20 protein-coding genes and 1 pseudogene are annotated in these 20,601 nt (G+C 39.3%); 8 read left to right on the forward strand and 13 right to left on the reverse strand.

The features are described 5' to 3' along the window. Positions 1 to 115: 115 nt before the first annotated feature. The 3 genes from AC1DPK_RS24310 to AC1DPK_RS24320 form a co-directional block, all read right to left on the reverse strand. Positions 116 to 265 (reverse strand): hypothetical protein, encoded by a 150-nt coding sequence (locus AC1DPK_RS24310; protein WP_477511887.1) that lies wholly within the window; start codon positions 263 to 265, stop codon positions 116 to 118. 160 nt (positions 266 to 425) lie between these two features. Then, entirely contained in the window at positions 426 to 1,802 is a 1,377-nt protein-coding gene (locus tag AC1DPK_RS24315; protein WP_477511888.1) for an MATE family efflux transporter, read from the reverse strand. A 179-nt stretch (positions 1,803 to 1,981) separates the two neighbouring features. After that, a complete protein-coding gene (locus tag AC1DPK_RS24320) occupies positions 1,982 to 2,425 on the reverse strand; it encodes a MarR family winged helix-turn-helix transcriptional regulator (RefSeq protein WP_477511889.1) in 444 nt (147 codons plus the stop codon). 235 nt (positions 2,426 to 2,660) lie between these two features. On the opposite strand from AC1DPK_RS24320, the gene AC1DPK_RS24325 reads away from it, so the two are divergent. The 3 genes from AC1DPK_RS24325 (at position 2,661) to AC1DPK_RS24335 (ending at position 5,960) form a co-directional block, all read left to right on the forward strand. Continuing rightward, complete coding sequence (locus AC1DPK_RS24325; protein ID WP_477511890.1) at positions 2,661 to 3,434, forward strand: DeoR/GlpR family DNA-binding transcription regulator; 774 nt, start codon at positions 2,661 to 2,663, stop codon at positions 3,432 to 3,434. Further along, positions 3,424 to 4,581, forward strand: coding sequence for an N-acetylglucosamine-6-phosphate deacetylase (nagA, locus tag AC1DPK_RS24330; protein WP_477511891.1), 1,158 nt, complete (start codon positions 3,424 to 3,426; stop codon positions 4,579 to 4,581). Before AC1DPK_RS24325 ends, nagA begins: the two co-directional genes overlap by 11 nt. 110 nt (positions 4,582 to 4,691) lie before the next feature. After that, positions 4,692 to 5,960 (forward strand): alkaline phosphatase, encoded by a 1,269-nt coding sequence (locus AC1DPK_RS24335; protein ID WP_441875519.1) that lies wholly within the window; start codon positions 4,692 to 4,694, stop codon positions 5,958 to 5,960. Between the two features lie 73 nt (positions 5,961 to 6,033). Here the strand turns inward: AC1DPK_RS24335 and AC1DPK_RS24340 are convergent, their stop codons facing one another. From AC1DPK_RS24340 to AC1DPK_RS24350, 3 genes are all read right to left on the reverse strand, one after another. Further along, complete coding sequence (locus AC1DPK_RS24340) at positions 6,034 to 6,948, reverse strand: helix-turn-helix transcriptional regulator (protein ID WP_477511892.1); 915 nt, start codon at positions 6,946 to 6,948, stop codon at positions 6,034 to 6,036. 88 nt (positions 6,949 to 7,036) lie between these two features. After that, a complete protein-coding gene (locus tag AC1DPK_RS24345) occupies positions 7,037 to 8,044 on the reverse strand; it encodes a zinc-dependent alcohol dehydrogenase (protein ID WP_477511893.1) in 1,008 nt (335 codons plus the stop codon). A gap of 842 nt (positions 8,045 to 8,886) precedes the next feature. After that, positions 8,887 to 9,906, reverse strand: coding sequence for a zinc-dependent alcohol dehydrogenase family protein (locus AC1DPK_RS24350; protein ID WP_477511894.1), 1,020 nt, complete (start codon positions 9,904 to 9,906; stop codon positions 8,887 to 8,889). Between the two features lie 114 nt (positions 9,907 to 10,020). On the opposite strand from AC1DPK_RS24350, the gene AC1DPK_RS24355 reads away from it, so the two are divergent. Continuing rightward, positions 10,021 to 10,413, forward strand: a complete 393-nt coding sequence (locus AC1DPK_RS24355; protein ID WP_477511895.1) for a winged helix-turn-helix transcriptional regulator — start codon at positions 10,021 to 10,023, stop codon at positions 10,411 to 10,413. Positions 10,414 to 10,450: 37 nt separating this feature from the next. Here the strand turns inward: AC1DPK_RS24355 and AC1DPK_RS24360 are convergent. Together AC1DPK_RS24360 and AC1DPK_RS24365 are read right to left on the reverse strand one after the other, a co-directional pair. Beyond that, a pseudogene (locus AC1DPK_RS24360) lies at positions 10,451 to 10,900 on the reverse strand (ATP-binding cassette domain-containing protein); the annotation flags it as partial. A 290-nt stretch (positions 10,901 to 11,190) separates the two neighbouring features. Next, positions 11,191 to 11,754 (reverse strand): ABC transporter permease family protein, encoded by a 564-nt coding sequence (locus AC1DPK_RS24365; protein ID WP_477511896.1) that lies wholly within the window; start codon positions 11,752 to 11,754, stop codon positions 11,191 to 11,193. Between the two features lie 429 nt (positions 11,755 to 12,183). Between AC1DPK_RS24365 and AC1DPK_RS24370 the strand changes: the two genes are divergently transcribed. Next, entirely contained in the window at positions 12,184 to 12,597 is a 414-nt protein-coding gene (locus tag AC1DPK_RS24370) for a nuclear transport factor 2 family protein (protein ID WP_477511897.1), read from the forward strand. 3 nt (positions 12,598 to 12,600) lie between these two features. Here AC1DPK_RS24370 and AC1DPK_RS24375 read toward each other — a convergent pair whose 3' ends face one another. From AC1DPK_RS24375 to AC1DPK_RS24390, 4 genes are all read right to left on the reverse strand, one after another. Continuing rightward, a complete protein-coding gene (locus AC1DPK_RS24375) occupies positions 12,601 to 13,284 on the reverse strand; it encodes a DUF7002 family protein (RefSeq protein ID WP_477511898.1) in 684 nt (227 codons plus the stop codon). Between the two features lie 161 nt (positions 13,285 to 13,445). Then, positions 13,446 to 15,875 (reverse strand): heavy metal translocating P-type ATPase, encoded by a 2,430-nt coding sequence (locus AC1DPK_RS24380; RefSeq protein ID WP_477511899.1) that lies wholly within the window; start codon positions 15,873 to 15,875, stop codon positions 13,446 to 13,448. A gap of 24 nt (positions 15,876 to 15,899) precedes the next feature. Then, positions 15,900 to 16,100: a copper ion binding protein gene (locus tag AC1DPK_RS24385; RefSeq protein WP_477511900.1), complete on the reverse strand. Its 201-nt coding sequence runs from the start codon at positions 16,098 to 16,100 to the stop codon at positions 15,900 to 15,902. A gap of 255 nt (positions 16,101 to 16,355) precedes the next feature. Then, on the reverse strand, positions 16,356 to 16,982 hold the full coding sequence (locus tag AC1DPK_RS24390) for a chitinase (protein WP_477511901.1): 627 nt from the start codon (positions 16,980 to 16,982) through the stop codon (positions 16,356 to 16,358). Between the two features lie 578 nt (positions 16,983 to 17,560). Here AC1DPK_RS24390 and AC1DPK_RS24395 point away from each other — a divergent pair. Then, positions 17,561 to 17,908 carry an EamA family transporter gene (locus tag AC1DPK_RS24395; RefSeq protein ID WP_477511902.1) on the forward strand — a complete coding sequence of 116 codons (348 nt, stop codon included), beginning with the start codon at positions 17,561 to 17,563 and terminating at the stop codon, positions 17,906 to 17,908. Between the two features lie 77 nt (positions 17,909 to 17,985). Then, a complete protein-coding gene (locus tag AC1DPK_RS24400; protein ID WP_477511903.1) occupies positions 17,986 to 18,900 on the forward strand; it encodes an apurinic/apyrimidinic endonuclease family protein in 915 nt (304 codons plus the stop codon). 49 nt (positions 18,901 to 18,949) lie between these two features. Here AC1DPK_RS24400 and AC1DPK_RS24405 read toward each other — a convergent pair whose 3' ends face one another. Then, the gene (locus AC1DPK_RS24405) at positions 18,950 to 19,564 is read right to left on the reverse strand and encodes a TetR/AcrR family transcriptional regulator (RefSeq protein ID WP_076265770.1); all 615 of its coding nucleotides are present in this window, start codon (positions 19,562 to 19,564) and stop codon (positions 18,950 to 18,952) included. A gap of 172 nt (positions 19,565 to 19,736) precedes the next feature. Between AC1DPK_RS24405 and AC1DPK_RS24410 the strand changes: the two genes are divergently transcribed. Continuing rightward, complete coding sequence (locus tag AC1DPK_RS24410) at positions 19,737 to 20,498, forward strand: glucose 1-dehydrogenase (protein WP_477511904.1); 762 nt, start codon at positions 19,737 to 19,739, stop codon at positions 20,496 to 20,498. Positions 20,499 to 20,601: the final 103 nt, after the last annotated feature.

Below are 20,601 nucleotides of genomic sequence, written 5' to 3' on the forward strand. Positions count from 1 at the left end.
TAAGACATGAGCTAGTTTAAGATATTGGGAACCTAGGCTTACGTTCTCTGCTTTTTCGCTCTGTTTTTGCTGCCATGAAAAGAAACTATATATTCCTTAGATTTTTATATATACATTATTGAGGATTAAGTAAATCTACATAGGCTTGGTATCCAATAATTACTGCAATCAGTGAACCAATAAAGAAAAAAACGGATCCGCCTAACGTAAATAATCTTCCAAAAAGTGTTATTTTAGCCTCATCTATCTGTTCTTTATTACTCATTTATTTCACTCCTTGTGGACGTATACCCCATTATATACATTCTTTAAAAATAGGTTCTTGTCTCCACAAAAATGACCTCAGACAATACTTGGCTTACGTATTAGATTTGACAATGTGCTAAATGCTCATAATTTCCGTTTTTGTTCCTAACGTTTACGTTTCAGCCCTCAAATGAGCCGATTTCCGGCGCTATCGTCAGCTTATTACGAAGTACAAAGAGCAGTACACTAGCGATACCCAAAGCCATAAAATCAGCGATGACAATGGACCAAATGACACCATGGAACTGCATATAATGATTCATCACAAACAGAGTTGGAATAAAAATAACTCCCTGAGCAACCGCCATAACAAGAGCTGCCTTTCCTTGTGCTGTAGCTTGAAAAATACCAGTAATTAAAAGCGTAAAACCTGTCATAAACAAGGATAGAAAAACTATTTTCAAAATATAACTCCCTGTTGCAATCAGCTCTTGATCGATCGTGAACAAACCTATTAGATGATTCGAGATGAAGAATACAATAGTACCGCATAAGACAGCAATCGAAATGACAGCAGCAGCAGTAAACTGGATGACTTCTTTCATTCGTTTCTTATTTGCTGTAAAACAATAGGCTATCAAAGGAATCACGCCTTCACATAAGCCCATAATAATAAATTCAGGAAATTGCATAAGCCGAGAAGATATTCCAAAGGCCGCAACAGATGTATCTCCATAAATGGCGAGAAAATGATTAAAAAACAAAGCTGTCGTTCCCATAAAAACGCTGAGTAAAAAAACAGGAACACCAACACTTAAAATATTTCGAAACATAGTTACTGTTACTCGACAAGCCTTCAAGGAAAGCGTTAGAAATGGGCTTTTACGATGAATATATTGGCCATAACAAACTACAGATGCAAGGTTTGCGAGCATAGTAGCGGCAGCAATTCCTTTCATCCCCCAGTCGAATACAAAAATAAATAGAGCATCCAAAACAATATTCAAAATCACACTTAATATCATGCCATACATCGATACTTTGGCTGCTCCTTCAGATCTAACTGTCTGTTCCAGCGCAAAATTCGCGATAACAGCCGGAGCTCCAATAAGCATTATGGTCACATAGTCTTTCGTATGGAGAAACGATATGGAGCTCGCTCCTAACCCGTAAACGATTGAACTTATGAACGGAATGCTAACCAAACAAATGACAACTCCTAAAAGAATCGAACTATAAAATGAAAAAGAAGAAACTTGTTTCACTTTTTGATATTCTTTTTCCCCTAAGAGCCGCGATATATAGGTTCCCCCGCCGACGCCAATTAGATTCCCAAATGCCATCAGAATAGCAAATATGGGCAAGGTGAGTGTGATCGCCGTTAACATTTCTGAGTTATGAAGGAAACCTATAAAGTACGCATTAATTATAGAATAAATAACACTTGCAGACATCCCTAACATCATGGGTATGCTAAAATGAGCAATGGCTTTGGGAATTGAGGCTTTTTCAAAATAATAAATACTTTCATTCGATTCAATGACGGCTTGTTCCATGAAAATCACTTCTTTCTGTTTTTTTGAAGAGCCAACAACCGTGAATTTAGTTAGATATCTAACTAAATATCGAAAAATAACAATCCTTCTTTCAAATTCCAAGCATGTTTAAACAAAAATCATTTCGAGCAATACTGTTAGATATCTAACTATATTCTGAAAATAACTGCTGTTACGTATTATAACAGCTTATTTTCCTGATCAAGATTTTTATTGATTGTATCCAAAAATGCAAATAGCTTCACTTGATCTTCGCTGCTCAATCCTTTCATCATGAGGTTCTCCGTTTCACTGAAAAACTGTTCAAAATCCAAAACAACATCTTTTCCTTTTGCTTGCATGCGCATTATTTTTTTGCGTTCATCCTTAGCATCCGTCTTCCTTTCAATAAACCCGTTTTTCTCTAAATTATGAACGATACTGCTAATGGAAGATCCTTTACGTTGAAATGCACGTTCCAAATCTTTCTGAGACACGCCTTTCTCTTCATTGTGAAATACATATTCAATGAGTTTGGCTTGCTCGAACGTTATTCCATGAGCTTCAAGCTTTTTGTCCGCATAATTTTTTAGTTTGTGGCCAATTGCGCGCACTTGATACTGTAGAGTATGTTCGATTTCCATCAGCCTCCGCATAATCGTTAGATTTCTAACTAATAATAAATCACATCGATTGCTAAGTCAATCTCGTAATTGACATATGGACTGATTCTCCTTATTCCAATCCGCTCGTCCAATAATTCACTTCAAATTACTTATAACTTACTTCTAATTACTTAAATAATACTTCCATTTACTTAAAAAGTACGATAAACTTACTTACAAGGAGGTGTTCATCATCTATCAAGAGCAGAGATTATTGAAAATACTCGAATATTTAAAAGAACATCAAACGATGAGTGTCATGGATATTTGCACCCATCTCGGTGTATCAAGGGATACAGCTCGAAGAGATATCGTTAAATTAGTGCAAGAAGGTGTAGTCAATCGAACACATGGTGGAGTAGCCTCTCCTCAATTACAGAAGGAGCTTGCTTCCTATCAGGAACGGCTAATTGATGAGACAGATAGCAAAATCAATATTGGTTTGGTAGCAGCAAAGCTCATTCATGATCATGAGACGGTCATATTAGACGTTTCTACAACGGTGCAGGCAGTGGCCGAACAAATCTCCGCGAAAAATATTACAGCTATTACTCAGTCTATAGACATCGTAAGAATTCTCTCTGATCGAGATGATCTGCAGGTTTATGTACTCGGTGGTTATTTACATGTAAAGAACCGCTTGCTGTATGGTCCCTCCGTTATTGAAAAGCTTCGTGAAATGAGAGCTGATAAGGTGTTTATTGGCGCCGCGGCGATTCAATCAGATGGGCTCTACTACCCGTTTGAAGAGGATGCTCATATCAAAAAAGAGATGGCACGCAGATCAGACCAGGTTATCGCTGTAGCTGATTTTACGAAGTTTAAAAACAAGTCGGTTTATCGATTAGATTTTGACTATATTGATATTTTAATTACCGATCAAGAAGTGCCTAGCGAAATAGAAGAAATACTTGATCAGAAAAATATAACAGTTATTTGCTCTGAGATGAACAACAAACTCGAGGAGGAAAATAAAGATGACTTATAAAATCGTGCATAACGTTCAAATCGTTCAGCCTGATGTTATTTTGCCAGCTAGTACCGTCTGGATTAGAAATGGAATCATCGAAAAAATAGAAAATAATCATACTCCCCTTTCGCCTCTTCCAGAGGAGGAATATGAGCTTATAGATGGGAACGGGCAATGGTTAATCCCCGGTATGATCGATGTCCATATACATGGAGCTAACGGGTTCGATATGATGGATGGAAGCGAAGCGAGTATTCAAGAGGTTTCTCGTGCATGTGCTGCAACGGGCTGTACCTCGTTTCTTGCTACATCAGTAAGCTCTACAATGGATGAATTATTAGCTATGATTCGTAGTGTAAAACGTGTCGTTGGGCTTGAGGTCGGCGCCAAAATTGCTGGACTTCATTTAGAGGGACCTTATCTGAATCCGAAACGTAAAGGGATGCAAAATGAAAAGTATTTACGTCATCCGCATCTTGGTGAGATGAAGCGAATTTTTGAAGAAGCAGATGGACTTATTAAAATGGTAACGATAGCCCCAGAATTACCCGGTGGAATGGAACTCCTCTCTTATTTGAAAGAAATGGAAGTTATCATTGCTGTCGCACATTCTGATGCAACGTATGAGGAAGCTAAGTTAGCATTTGATGCTGGAGCTAGCCATGTTACACATTGCTTTAATGGCATGCGGCCGATTCATCATCGAGATCCCGGGCTCGTCGCTGCTGCTTTTGAAGCAGATCATGTGAGTATTCAAGCCATTGTCGATGGTGTCCACCTTCATCCTGCTATTGTTCGTTTGATGCATCGCATTAAAGGACCCGAAAACATGGTACTGATCACAGATGCATTACAAGCTATGGGTTTAGGAGATGGCAGCTATCTCTTTGGCGGCCATCAAGTAACAGTAACCAATGGCGTTGCACAGCTAGCGGATGGAACATTAGCCTCTAGTGTAGTTACAATGAATGAAGCACTCCGCTTCACGACCGAAACCGGTATTTCCATGCTCGACGCTATTCAAATGGCCTCAACGACTCCTGCACGAATATTAGGTATGGATCATAGGACAGGTACAATCAAAACAGGATTAGATGCCGATCTTGTTTTGATGAATGAACATTTCCAAGTAGAATGGACCATGATTAAAGGTAATGTTATCTGAATGTACGGAGGTTGAGAAACCATCTTTTACAATAACAAGAAATGAAGAAAACACTCTCTTAATGTAATTACTCTACTATAAAATAGTAAACTTACTTTAGGAGGGAATTTATGAAACTTGTTAAAAAGAACGGAATTAAGGCCGCGATTGTAGGTACAGCAGCTACTGCCCTTCTGATTACGAGCATTATCAGTACACAATCGCCTAATCAAGTTGAAGCAGCTACTACAAAAACGAAAAATGTCATTTTGTTTATTGGCGATGGGATGGGAACGGCTCAACGTGATGCTATCCGCCTTGCTACCGTCGGTTTAAAAGGCAACCTCGCTATGGATTCAATGCCTTACGTAGGTTTGCTGCACACGAGCTCTACTGTTCCTGTAACCGATTCAGCTGCATCAGCTACGGCATATGCCAGCGGTGTGAAAACGTACAATGGTGCAATTGGAATGGATGCCAATAAAGTAAAAGTAAAAACGATCATGGAATACGCCAAGGAATCTGGAAAATCAACTGGAATTGTAACTACAAGTCAAGTAACAGACGCTACGGGAGCTGCTTTCGGCGCACATGTTGATGATCGCTCTAAACAAAGTGAGATCGCTTTGCAGCTATTGACACAAAGCAAAGTTGACGTCATTCTCGGTGGAGGCGAAGATTTCTGGTATCCAGCTGGAGAGCCTGGTAAATTCCCAGATGAGCCGATCGAAGATCCTTCTGAAAAAAGCAAAGGAACACAAGGAAATCTCGTAAATAAAGCAAAACAATTAGGGTACAGTTACGTTTCAAGCAAAACAGAAATGCAAAAAGTGAAAAAAGGCAAGCTGCTTGGTCTGTTCGCTAATGAAGAAATGTTCCAACAAAAACCTGAAGGCGAAGGCGATATTTATAACCCCGTTGTATCTCTAGCAGAGATGACAAAAAAAGCGATAGATACGCTCGCTACAAATAATAAAGGCTTTTTCCTAATGGTTGAGGAAGAAGGAACGGATGAGTTTGCTCACCAAAACAATGCCAAAATGACGATCAAAGCCGGTCAAGAATTGGATAAATCCGTTCAAGTCGCCAAAGATTTTGCCAAGAAAAACCCGAATACACTTGTCCTCGTATTAGCCGATCATGAAACTGGCGGTTTCTCCATCGAAGAAGTGAATGCCGATGATGAGTCCGGCGACGGAATTTCCAAAGAAGATGGTCCTTTCGCCGTCGCTAACAGCAAATTTAATTTTGTTGTGGATTGGACAACATCAGGTCATACTGCCGTAGATATTCCGATTACAGCTATGGGTCCAAATGCTGAGCTGTTTACAGGAATCTACGAAAATACAGATGTATTTCATAAACTTATGCAAGCTTTAGGACTTAAAATTAAAAAATAACAACGAATTGGCTCCCCATAACAATGGAATACCACACAAAACAGAAATGCCGCCAGATCACTGGCGGCATTTCTCACAATTGTATGACTTTAGTTTGTGCACCCGCAAAGCCACTGGGCGTTATGCCTACAGCGGCTTTAAATGAACGACTAAATAAATAGATGCTGGAGTAACCAACATTTTCAGAAATTTCTGTCACGGTATACTTCCCTTCCATGATCAGTAATTTTGCATGCTCAATTCTAATATGCGTTACATATTTATGAATGGATATCCCAAGCTGCTGCTTAAACAAATGAGATAAATGATTCGTAGACACCCCGACATATTTACTAATAGAAACATTATTTAAATCAGGATCTTGATAGCTGTCATGGATGTAATGGATTGCTCTTTCAATGAATGCCCAGCCTTTAGTCAATTTCCCTTCATTGCGATCCGTTTGATTTTTAAAAAATAAATATAACAGCTCCAAGCAGATTGATTTAGTTAATATAAAATGTCCAGCTCTTTTCTCCTGAAAATGTTTGTGAAGCTGCAAAAACTTCTTTTTCAGCTCTATTCTGTCTGCCAACTGTATGTGTGAAATGGGAATAATGGATGTTAACTGCATTTCCTTATCTGCAGTATAAGTATTATGAATTTTGGAAGCTGTTGTGAAATCCAATAAACTTCTTTCCTCATCATAATATAGATCAAAATGAAAAATATATTGAATTAATGGTTGATCAGAGATCGATCGAATAATGTGAGGCATAAAAGGATGCATCAACAACACATCGCCTTCTTGAGCAACATATTTAACACCACTCAAGAAAAACTCAGCTTCACCTTGTTCGATATAGGTAAACACATGATCATGATCCATCCATTCACCGGCTAAGGATGAAGTCGTCATCATTCTCACCGCCCTTACGAAAGGCGATATGCTGTTCATCCAAGACTCATCCATTTCTTTCACCCCTGCTATCGAAACGCTTCTATCCATCCTCCTCCCATTATAAATGATGCATATCAAAAATACTCATAATTAAATCTGTTAATCCGCTAGAATAGATCATTCAGCTGTTATCCGATTAAGACCAGTCAAACAATACACCATTATACTGATCTTTATTGACTCTTAGTCCCTCGTACGCTTCTTGTGCTTGCTCCGGCTTAATCACATGACTAATTAATGGTTCGATCTGCAGCCTATTTTGTTTCATAAGCTCAAATACAATTTCTGAATTTCTAACTAATGAGTGTTTAACAAATTCATTAGGTTCAACCGGATAACGCCACTCATGCGCGCCCTTAAACGTAATACAGCCTCGGCCATAAAGATGACAATAGTTTAATATATCAGTAACATCTGTGTTGTACTCTCCGCGAGGACTTCCCAAGAAAATGATTTCGCCAAGCTTAGCAATCCACTTCAGACTGTCAACTCCGACAGCAGGTACGCCAGTTGCCTCAATATGTGTGGATACACCAGCACCCTTGGTTAACATTGATATCTGTTGCTTTGTATCTTCTACTCCACCATCAATCGTGTAATCCACGCTGCATGCCTCGGCAGTCCGAATTCTTTCTTTTGATAAATCGACCCCAATAACCGTAGCTCCCTGAAGCCGAGCTAGCTGAGCAGCCAAATTACCGACTAATCCAAGCCCAGTCACACTTACAAAGTCACCAATTTCAATTTCAGAAACACGTACCGATGTGAAGGCGACCGTAGCCATACGGGTAAATGGCACCCATTTTAAATCCAGATTTTCAGGAACTTGAATACATAGCTCATTCGTGTTAACAACTTGATATTTGCTATGCTGTCCATAATGAAACACGATATCGCCTGGCTGCAAATCTTTAACGCCCTCACCTGTCTCCATTACTTTGCTTACGCTTGCATATCCCGGACATAGCGGAAGCTTAGCCCATTCCTCTTTACCCGTTAACATTGCTAGTTCAGTTCCTGGGCTAATGAGGGAATATATCAATTGCACAAATATTTCATTTTCATTCAATTTTTTTAGAGTGTAATTCTCTTTAACCGTCTCAACTTGTAAGGGGCTCACGAACATGACTTTTGTATTTTCCATCGAAATCACTCCTCTGTAAATGTTTTCACTATTAATATAAGACTTTGTGATGTCGATGTCTTTGCTCGCTTAAACGATTTTTTATCTAAAACACCGAAAATAATATGAGCTGCTATGTTTGTATTCTATAAGGCTATTATCATACCAGTACAACCATCCAATCACTTCGCTCTAGCAATACATAATTTATAGTGTAGTCAAAACACAGGGGGTGAATGTTTGATGGGAAATATCGGTTTTATTCTAGTTCTGTTCATTTTGTTGGTTATTATCGCTACTCACTGCCGTGACCGCGCTTAGAACAAAAACTGTCTAGATAACAAACCCTGTTCTGTCTTACGTCGAATGAATAAAACCATAACAGCACCTGCCACAATGTATGCTCATTTAACCTATAACATCTCATAGTAAAAAAGAGAAAGTCCATGCCATGGGCTTTCTCTTTTTCTTACAAACAGCTTATTGGGCTAATATCCTTACAGAACAAACGTCCAATCATACCGTACCATACGCACATAAACTACAGTGTACTTTAAACATTGGAGGTGAATGTTTGATGGGTGGATTTGTTGGTGGTGCTAATCACAGTGTTGGTATTATCCTGGTTCTGTTCATTTTGTTGGTCATTATAGCTTGTAGTTGCGGCATCTTTGGCGGCGGCTGTGGCTACTAATCAGAATGCTTAATGCCTTCCATCTATTCAGACAGTGAATATTTTCTTAAATAGCATGAACACAAAAAGCCCATTGAATGGGCTTTTTGTGTTTTTCTCCTCATCGAACGGGGAAATATTAGTTATGAGATTGTAGAAAAAGAATCATGTTTACTTAAAAATAATGGCATTAATGTTTAAATGAAATAACAACTTTCCCAAAATATGACCCCTTCGTCAAGTACTGAAGCGCATCTACAGCACGTTCAAATGGATACACTGAATCAACTATGGGATGTAGCTCGCTATGTTCAATAGCAAAATTCATCGCTTCAAACATGTCCCGGCTGCCTACGTTGATCGCTTGCAGACGCGCTTTTCTAACAATTGCAGGGATAATGTCAAATCCTTCTACACGAAACCCCGATAGACCGCCGATCATGCTGATATGTCCACCTACACGGAGTGCTGAGATCGATCTATTTAACGTAGCTGATCCGCCAAGATCAACGATATGGTCTGCTCCACGTCCCTCCGTCAGTGAAAGTACAGCCTTATCCCATTCGGGTGTTTGCTTATAGTTAATGCCAATATCCGCCCCAATTTCCTTCGCTCTATTAAGCTTCTCTTCACTGCTTGATGTTACAATAACAGTTGCTCCATACAGTTTTGCGAATTGAAGTGCGAACAAGGAGACGCCACCTGTCCCCTGTACGACAACGGTATCACCCGCTTTAATCTTGCCTTCCTCAATGAGTGCATGCCATGCTGTCACGCCTGCACAAGGCAGGGTTGCCGCTTCTATATCCGTCAATCGATCAGGTACATGAACTAACCCTTCTTCTGGCAGCACAACAAATTCAGCGAGCAGTCCATTCAACGGACTGCCTAGTGTACTTACCCAGTTTTGTTGTGTCGGCTCACCCGTAATCCAGCTTTGAGTGAAAATCCCACTTACTCTATCCCCAATTTTAAATTTGTTTGAGTTTTCTCCGAGGGATACAATTTCACCTACACCATCAGATACTGGAATTAATGGCGTATTTAAATTGGGGTTATAAAACCCATCGATAACGCCCAAATCTCTAGCGTTTAAAGAAACCGCGTGCATTTTGATAAGAACTTCATTTGAACGGGGCACTGGTATTGGACGGTCAGATGCCTTCAATCGATCAATTCCAAATTCACCGTTAATTTCGTATACTTTCATAATATTCTCTCCTTTATGGATAATATAGACATACAATAATATACAAACTAAAATAAAGTAAGAAGGCACTTTAAGGTTTCCAATGAACCAAAAAGTGCATAAGGAGGGCCTTAAATGAAAACATCATCCTCACTTAAAACCGTTCAACCCGACATTTCGATATCTGAATGCTCTTACAGTAAAGTACTTGAAATCATTGCAAACAAATGGTCAGCATTGGTCATTTATGCATTGGAAGACGGTATTATTCGATACGGAGATATTAGCAGACGGATTGATGGAATTTCCAAAAAAATGCTAACACAAACCTTGCGGCAATTGGAACGTGACGGCTTGGTTCAGCGAGATATGACTCCGTCTGTTCCACCAATCGTTGAGTATTCGCTCACCAAGTTGGGCGAGTCTTTGCTCGAGCCACTGAGTGCCTTGAAGCAGTGGACAAGAACAAATTATTCTCTTGTTGAATTGGCTAGATCATCATTTGATCAAGCTAACGAAAAGGAATAATACAAAACAAAAAAACACCAACTGAGCGTTAGTGTCCTTAGGAGTGATTTTCACCCGCAGCTTTGGAGTTCAGAGCGCCAATTGTTACGTCGCCAAAAAGAATATCAGGCTGATTAATAAGAGCCCTGCAAATAGCTGCTCTTTGTAGCTGGCCATCTGAAACCTGCGTAATATCACGATCAGCTAACTCTCCTATTCCTGTTCTCTTCATTAGCTCAGCTGCTCTCTTATTGATCGTGCTTCGACTGCTTTTTTTTGCCCGATAAGCAGACAGGATGATGTTATCCTGGATACTCAAGTTTTTCATAAGATGCATCTGCTGAAAAATAAATCCCGTTTGATTTAGACGCAAACTTGCTAACTCATTTTCAGAAAGACCAGTGATTTCCTGCCCATTAAAGGCAACACTTCCTCCAGTCATTTTGTCCATGCCGCTGATGGTATAGAGAAATTTAGATTTTCCAGAGCCGGATGGCACTATAATGGCTTCGAATTCACCCTACCGAATTTGCAAATGAATGTCTTTTAAAACCGATTGCTGAGTTCCATGTCCTTTCAAATAATCTTTACTTAATCCCTTCGCTTCCAAAATGAACAACTGATCATCCCCTCTCATTTGGCTATCTGTTCAGAAATGCTAAACTTATTCATGAAAAGAGTACTCACTAATGTGGTCATGGCGATAATCATCATTAATACGATCGGCAGAAGTAGATAAGTAGACAGAGGATTGCTTTCAAGCTGAATTTTTGATGCCCCCATCATAGACCCTAGTAATTACACTAAATTTTGTCCGATTACGCTAGCTGCTTTAACTCCAACGATAATTCCAAAACCAGCGATCAGCAATATTCTTACCAAATACTGAATTCGAATATCTCTTATCGTAAAACCAATGCTTTTCATAATAGCAATTTGAATAGAATCCTTGGCAAACAGCATTTTCATAAACAAAGAGGTTATTAGTATCAAAATCGATATAGAAATCGTAACAGCCAATAGGATGACTATCTTTAGCTGCTTGATCGTATTTCCTAAAGTCTGGGATAAATAAGTTTCCAGATGAGTCACTTTAGCAGGATAAAATGTATTCGTGTACTGATCCATCTTCTCGCCGACCGAAATATCAGGTTTCACATCCAGTGCTACGACATACCACAACACCATCTTAGGATCATAAGGAAACCTTGCTTTTGCTGTTCGGCCTCCATTTGTTATATCCTGATAAATACCGCTAACCGTCACGTTTATTTCTTTCCAATTATTCAAAAAAACCAGCGAATCGCCAACCTTTTTATTAAGCTCCTTGGCATTCAAATCAGACTTATGCCTCCATTTCATCGACTGACCGTCGGTCAATAATAATTATTGTGAATGTCCAAATAATGTAAATGGTTAATTTTATCCTATCTGGTTTGTAAATCAATTCTTCATAATGTGCTATATTATAGCTGATCAGCTTTTTTCAAGATGACATCACAACGGAATTATAGGTTCCATTAACAAATAAAATCAAATCGCCAATAGCACCAATAGCAAAAAATATGAAATAATAACTTGCTGTAGTAATTTCCTTATTAAATAGCTCTTTAAATGCCTTTACGAATAAATGATTAAACTTAAACCAACTTAATATCCAAGCGATTATAAGAAAACTTACGATCAACATATGCAGCCCCCGCTCTAGAAAAATAATTTGTATTGTTAGATTTAGCATAAAAGCTTACAATCTGCAATCATCACAGTATGGAATAAGAAAGGAATAAAATAATGTCTCATATGGCTCCTCAAAATCAGGAATTAAAAATACTGTGTCCAGTAGATTGCGGAAACGCGCCTAGAAAATCGATTCTTAAATCATTTAATATTGCTTTTGCTCAAAAGGATATGCCTTTTATTGCGGATCAAATTACAGATGATGTGCAATGGAACATTGTCGGTTCATTTCCCGCTATACACGGAAAAAATGAATTTCTCGAAGCACTCACTCAAATGAACATAAGCAAGACCATCGAATTACAAATTACAAATATCGTCACACACGGAAACACGGCAGCAATGAATGGAGTCATAAAACTTGAGAACGACAAAAGTTATGCTTTTTGTACTATGTATGTGTTTAGTAGCGCCTCCAAACAAGCAAAAATCAAAGAAATGACCTCATATGTAATTGAAGTATCATAAACTCTAAGAGAAACTTTCCAACGGCTTCACAAGTTTTCTCCAGTTCTCAGGTAATCCATTATCATGATCAGCATAAATGACCTGTACATATTGATTAAGAGTAATAACTTGGCCTTTGAACAGCAGCTCATGTATTTCAGAAGCTTTCACAGGAACCGTGTTATTCCGTTTTTTCTGGAAATCATCTAAAGAAAGAAACATCTCTAAACTTTTCTTATACTTGCAGCTCTTTGGAAACCTTGGTGAACTCCCCGAATCGTATTTGGACAATTTAACGGCCGAATAATGATCCATCAATAATGGAAATGCTTCGAACTGTAAAATAACAAATGCTTCATCCGGTTCTCTTCGTTTGTATGTATCCAACATTTTGCGACAATCCTTTAATGTGGGCCAAAAGAACACATGTTGATCAAGATAAGCCCGAAATTGTTCATGTGTACAATTCGCATCCATCATACTCTCAACAATCCTTAGATGCGCATTAATGACAACCGTATGTTCGAAATATTTAACTTCTTTGACCTCTGATCGCCGCTCGCCGATATGGAATGGATAAAGATGTTTGCTCGACCAAAGTGCATTATGATGTACGATCGCAGGCAAGTTCCTTACTCGTGTAAAATGGTAAAGGCTTTTCCTGCCTTTTGATTTTGTTATCGCTGAAACGATCGCTTTCTTATCCACTATGCCCTCTCCTTCTGCCCATATGATTTCACGAATCCGATTGAATCATTCCCATCATTAGAGTAAGAACATAGATACAAAAAAAAGGTTGCCGATGGCGACCTTTTTTAAGAACCAATTTTATAATGAAAATCAATTGATTAATTTCAATTTATAGCTAGTTATACTTTCATCCGCTGCAAACGAAGTGCATTTAACACAACGGATACGGAGCTAAGTGCCATAGCAGCGCCAGCGACCCATGGGGCTAACAATCCGATTGCTGCAATAGGAATACCCAACGAGTTGTAAGCCAGCGCCCAAAATAGATTTTGTCTAATATTGCCCATCGTTTTACGGCTCATAAAGATGGCATCAGGGATGCTATTGAGATCACCGCGCATTAATGTAATGTCAGCTGCCTCCATTGCAACATCTGTTCCTGTACCAATAGCCATTCCAATGTCCGCCATTGCTAAGGCCGGTGCATCATTTATCCCATCACCAACCATCGCTACTTTTTTGCCTTGTGCTTGTAATTTTTTCACTTCTTCAGCTTTGCCTTCTGGAAGTACTTCTGCCAGCACATGATCAATGCCAACTTGCCGTGCGATAGCTTGGGCAGTACGTTCATTGTCACCAGTAATCATAACGACTTGAATCCCCATTTGCTTCAAACGAGAAACGGCTTCTTTCGAAGTCACCTTAATGGTGTCAGCAACAGCTACCATGCCTGCATATTGGCCATCAATCGCGAACAACATCGTTGTTTTTCCTGCTTGCTCTAGGTTGGACATTTGTTCAAAAGCATGCTCTGCTTGAATATTATATTTCCCCATCAGCTTCCGAGTTCCGGCTAAAATCTCTTTGCCATCCACAATTGCCCGAATGCCATACCCAGGAATCGCTTCAAATTCATCAGCGTTTGGAAGCTCAATGTCTTTAGCCAATATGCCAGATACAATTGCTTCCGCAAGCGGATGCTCTGAATTTTTCTCAGCAGCGCCGACGAGACGCAAGAAAGCATCTTCATCCATCGACTCCACAAATACATCCGTTAATTCGGGTTTGCCTTTAGTCACCGTTCCTGTTTTATCCAAAATAATTGCATCAATTTTATGCGTTGATTCGAGATGCTCGCCGCCTTTAAAGAGAACTCCGAGCTCTGCAGCACGACCAGAACCTGCCATAATCGACGTAGGTGTTGCGAGACCGAGAGCACACGGACATGCGATGACAAGAATCGCGATCGCAATCTCTAAAGCATTAGCGAAATCGCCAGGACTTATCCAGAAGTACCATACAACAAAAGCTGCAAGTGCTATTCCAACAACAATCGGTACAAAGATACCTGAGATAACATCAGCAACACGCTGAATTGGTGCTTTTGAACCCTGCGCTTCTTCTACAACTTTAATAATTTGTGCTAAAGCCGTTTCTTTGCCGACCTTTGTCGCTTTCACTTTCAACCGACCATTTTTGTTAATCGTCGCTCCGATTACATGGTCGCCAATTTTTTTATCCACTGGAATGCTTTCACCAGTCAGCATGGACTCATCCACCGCTGATGTACCTTCGATGACTTCACCATCCACCGGAACCTTCTCACCCGGTTTTACCAGCACAAAGTCTCCAGTAAGCACTTCCTCGACAGGAATCGTTAGCTCTTGACCATCACGAATGACTAACGCCGTCTTGGCTTGTAATCCCATTAGTGTCTTGATTGCTTCAGAAGTACGCCCTTTCGCCAAACCTTCAAATAATTTACCGAGAATAACGAGTGTAATTAAAACTGCGCTTGTTTCATAATACATGGATGGACTGTGGTGCATATTTCCAGACATCGTTGCCCAATCTATTGTCAGGTATAGGCTATAAAAGTAAGCAGCTGACGTGCCTAGAGCTACCAGAACATCCATATTGGCACTTTTGTTGCGAAGTGCTTTGTAAGCTCCAACATAAAAATGTTTTCCGACATAAAATTGAACCGGAGTTGCAAGTGCAAGCTGAAACCAAGGATTCATAAAAATTTCTGGCATCCAAATCCATGATGTAAATGAAAAATGAGTCACCATGGACCAAAGCAGCGGCAGCGACAAGATGGCAGATATGAGAAGCTTGCGCTTTTGTTGTTTAATTTCTTTTTGACGATGCTCAGCCGGATCGCCGACCTCTTGTTTTGGCACTGCTTTGTACCCGAGTTTCTCGACTCGTTCTTGCATATCTGACAAAGTTACATCTGATGGATTGAATTCTACATGAGCAGTTTCTATTGCGAAATTGACGGTAGCATTCGTGATACCAGGCAGTTTATTTAATGCTTTCTCTATTTTAAGTGCACAAGCTGCGCAAGTCATCCCAACTAGCTGCAAATCAACGCTTTCCTTAGCCGTGCTGTACCCAAGCTTCTGTATGCTTTGTTCCATATTTGCAACGTTTGTTTTGCTTGGATCATAAATAACGGTAGCACGTTCCATTGCAAAATTTACATTCGCTTCCGAAACTCCTTCAAGCTTATTTAATCCTTTCTCAATCCTATTCGCGCAAGCTGCACAAGTCATCCCAATAATTTGCAGGGAAGTTTGCTTCGTATCTGAGCTAGTCGCTTCCATGATGATCACCTCTTTTTTTCTCGATTAATGAACTTCATATCCTTGTTCTTCTATGGTTTCCTTGATCGTTTCAAGTGTTATCTTACTTTCGTCGAACACAACTTGAACCGATTCACTCGCCAGATCCACTTTTCCTTGTGCACCTATCGTCTTTAAAGCTCCTTCGATGGAATTAACACAGTGATTACAAGACATTCCTTCAACATTTAATGTTACATTTTTCATTGTTCATATCTCCTTTATGTGAATCATTTATTTTTAACTTTGTATTGAAAATACAATGTTTAAGAAGTTTATTGCTCTTTCTCGTAAATACACTATACCCCCCTACCGTATATTGTGTCAATTATTTTATCTATTTTCTTTCTATATTGTGTCATTGACCATTTGCTTACTCCATCTGAAACAGAGCAATTTGCACAAAATACATAGTATGTTATCCCTTTTGATTATTTCATTTAAAAGTTAAACTGGAAGAAATTAATAAAACGCTTCTAATCTAAGCACCATGATGGTAATGCCAAACCCTGGCTGCTTTAAACCTTTTTCAATATCCTCTTTCGATGGCTTCCATTTGTTCACGATAACATCATGAGCTGATGGCTTAGGCGCCTGCGGTGTCATCCAAAATAAAATAGCAGTCATGAAACCAACCTTACCGTCCGCTACGACGATTTCAGGATTGCTAAGAAGGACATTTTTGTCTCCATAAATAATAGAGCTGAACAAGCCGTAGTTGAAATTCCAACTCAACATGATCGGTCCACGTCCATAATAACGTTTGCCCGTTACGCCCGGATAGAGAGCACTGCTTGCTTCATCCACGAAAGCGGATTCATTTACACCCGTTCTTCCAGCAATATTTTCATTCCAGAACAGTCCCCACTTCAGTTCACCGCCAGGTGCTGTAGCCCAGCCTCCGCCAGTCTCATGTGCAAGATTGGCAAGAAATGCGGCGAGCTCACGCTTACGATCTTTCTTAAAACCCTCCTTGAGGAATGTGCCAAAATCGATGACAACCGTTTCAATTTCTTTCTTCAAATTGTCTGGCAAATTAAACTCGGCCGAACGGGAGATCAATGTCTCGATTCTAGCATCCTTATCCAATCTATGTACTTCCTGAGCGCTGTTGTCTCCTTTGCGTGTGCTAACCTTTAACTTAAGATTTGACACCTCAGTTACAGCAGCGATCAAATGATCATAAGAGAAATAATCCGATTGATCTTCTTTAAAATACTCCTTGCCTTTAGCTACTTTATACCATTCTAGAGAACCTAAGCGGTTTGGAAACAGTTCTTCGTATATTTTTTGAGGAAGAACTGCTTTAACCGCGTCTACAGCACTTTCAGGCGTATATTCTGGATCAATCCCATCCCATACCCTTTCAATCTCCTTTAACGATAAAAAATGGTTTTCACCAACCGCAAGTGTGCTTCCTTTGTAAGTAATAGCATTATGAATCGCTTGTAAATAGTTCTTACCTCCTGTACGAAAATGATTTCGTTGATTATTAATGATGATTATTTTAATTCAGCTCGATTTTTCAAGTATTCTGTCAGATTAAATCTTTGTCATGGATAAAAAAGTTGGCTTCAGGAAACATTAATCGACGAAAGCGATCAAAGATTTTTAACATGCAATTCATAAAGAAACAAACGAATTAAACAACAATATTGGAGGTTCTTATGGCTTACCTGTATAGCTTCGCGCTTCTATTTGGAGGATTGTTTGTAGTTAATTTTATTTTTTCTTATCAAGGGAAACATATTGAACCCCAATTTTGGTCAACTTTAAAGTTTCAATTGCTAATGTTACCCTTCTTTTTAATGGCTAATTTATCTATTGGTTATGGTGTAAAGTATGGTCTCAAATCTTCCGGGAATCTTAGCTTTACTTTAGTAGCCGCTAAGTGTTTGGAAATTTTGATTTCGTTAATTATGGGGTACTTTTTTCTAAAAGAATTCCCCAATTGGAAAAACTGGGTTGGCTTAGTGATTATCGTTATTGGGCTGTTCCTCGTTAAACAAAAGTAGCCACTTCCATAAAAAAGAAAAATTTATGACTTCAATAACAGGAAAATGGGGTTTTCTGTCGAATTGTAATGACGTCTATGGAAGAGGAGGAGATTTTCATCAAACAATTTATGATCGGGCAATACGGAGGATTCGATGACCGTAAATATGAAAAGGATTTTAGAGATAGTTTTTACGGGATTGAAGCATGTTTGTTCCATACCCATGAAGATTATTTAAAGCTTGTTGAAGAAGCAAAAAAAAGAGGGTTTCATATCGGAGTACATTTTCCTATGCGAGCTAATGCTTCAAGACTAAGAGATGCATTAATTTTATCCTTAGATGATAAGATTAGAACTGACGCATTCAACAATATCGAAGAAGAGCTGAATTATTTAGCAACAGCCCCACTTGATTATATTTTGTTCCATTATCCTAAACCAGTCCTATTGGATGACAGCGTCAACTGGGATACATGGAAATTTACGAATAGCACGGAATACATTTTAGAAAGCAATTATTGTTTTGAGCAATTTGTTGAAAAAAGCGAATACCTTTTCAACTGGCTTACGGAAAAAAGCGAGCAATATCATTTCACCCCATTACTGGAGTTTGACGCACTAAATAAGTATATCTATGATACGGATTTCTTGGAAAATTTGCTTTTAAAGTACCCGAAAATTAAGCTGTGCCTGGATACGGCAAGACTATTTCATCAAGAGAGGTTAGATCCTTCGTTAGATGCAAGAAAAATATTTAGAAAGTATACGAAATATGCTGCTTCGATTCATTTGTCAAACATGCAAATTACCGATACCATTCAAAATAGACATCATCCGGCACTCCCCGAACTCAGTCCCGATGAGGGATGGGCACCGATAGAAGATTATTTGAACATTATTAGAGAAGAAAATAATAAAGTAAGGATCATGTTCGAGCACAGATCTGATCGTATTAGCGAACAACAATTAGAAAGCTGTTATTTATGGGTAGACAGCATTCTCAATAAATAAGATTCACCTATAAGCTGCCATACTGATTAGAGGCAGCTTTTTCATTGCCTTATGGAATGACATATGTACGCAAATTGAAAACCTGACTAGAAGCCATCGTTATTTTCAGCATCTGCCGTGAAATTTCTTCCTCGGTTTGCCGCATGCCATTTTGAAGCCAGTATTTATATATTCCTATAGCCCCTCCAACAATCCAGTTCACAAGCAGGTCCGATTCAATTTCCGGATTCTGCTGCCCCATCCGGCGTACTAATTGAAGCAAAGATTCAAACATTTGATCATGAAGTCGATCCGAGAAGTTAAGAACGCCATTTCCAAGCAGCATGATGCTATAGAAATCGGAATGTTTTTTTATATGACCAACGGATAGCCTGATCGTCTTCATATATTCAATGGACGGTCGCTTTGACGCTGGAAATTCTGTAACGCCTTCAATAATATCGGCGTATTCAGTTAGCACGTCTTCAATAAGCTCCATAAGGAGCTCATCTTTCGTTGAGAAATGATCATAGTAGGTCACGCGGTTTACACCCGCTATTTCTGTAACTTCTTTAATTTTTATTTGGTTATAGCTTTTGACAGCCATCAGTGATAACAGCGCTTCTTTGAGAAATGTACGGGTGCGGACACCACGTACATCTAAGGTATTGTACACTTTTGTCATTTGCTCAGCCCCTCGTTCATTCACATGCTTGTTGAACTAATTTATACCTTAAACGACATTTTGACTCGAAATGTCATAGTAATAATCACTTAACTTGTTATCCTAAGTATATACGACAGGACGTCGTCAAATAAAGAAAGAACCAATCTGCCTAGTCGAGAGGATGATACAAATGAAATTACAAGGAAAAACAGCCGTAATCACAGGCGCAGCGTCAGGTATGGGCAAGGAAATGGCATTATTATTCGCACAAGAAGGTGCTCAAGTAGTTRTAGCCGATATTAATGAAGCGGCAGTAACTTCTGTTGTTGAGGAAATTAATTCATCTGGTGGACAAGCCAAAGGCGTAGTTACAAACGTTACAAAGGAAGAAGACGTTGCTCGAATGATTGACACTGCAGTAAATGATTTTGRCAAACTTGATATATTAGTAAATAATGCAGGTATTATGGATCAAATGCTGCCCGCAGAATCCGTTACCGATGAAATGTGGAACAGAGTAATGGACATTAACGTGACTGGTCCTATGAGAGCTATTCGCAAAGCTATTCCCCTCATGACGAAGCAAGGCCATGGCGTCATTATTAACACAGCCTCTGTCGGCGGTCTATTTGGTTCACGTGCAGGCATTGCTTACACGGCTTCCAAGCATGCTGTTGTTGGCATTACCAAAAATGTAGGGTTCCAATATGGCAAGCTCGGCATTCGATGTAATGCTATCGCGCCTGGCGCTGTTGCTACAAACATTGGTGCAGGTATGACACATGCTGATCCGTTTGGGATCGAACAAGCTATGGCTGGTATGTCCTTACAACGCGGAGAAGCGGCAGATCCGAAACAAATTGCGAGCGTTGCTTTATTTCTAGCTTCAGATGATTCTAGCTTTATCAACGGCACTGTAGTTACCGCAGATGGCGGTTGGTCAGCATACTAAAACACTAATGAACAGCAAAGGAGCCATCACTTGTGATGGCTCCTTATTTTGTTATTAACGATAGATATGAAGATTACGAAATTATGTTTACTCTATCTAGTAC

The sequence above is a fragment of the Paenibacillus sp. 01T424 genome, from assembly GCF_056398745.1.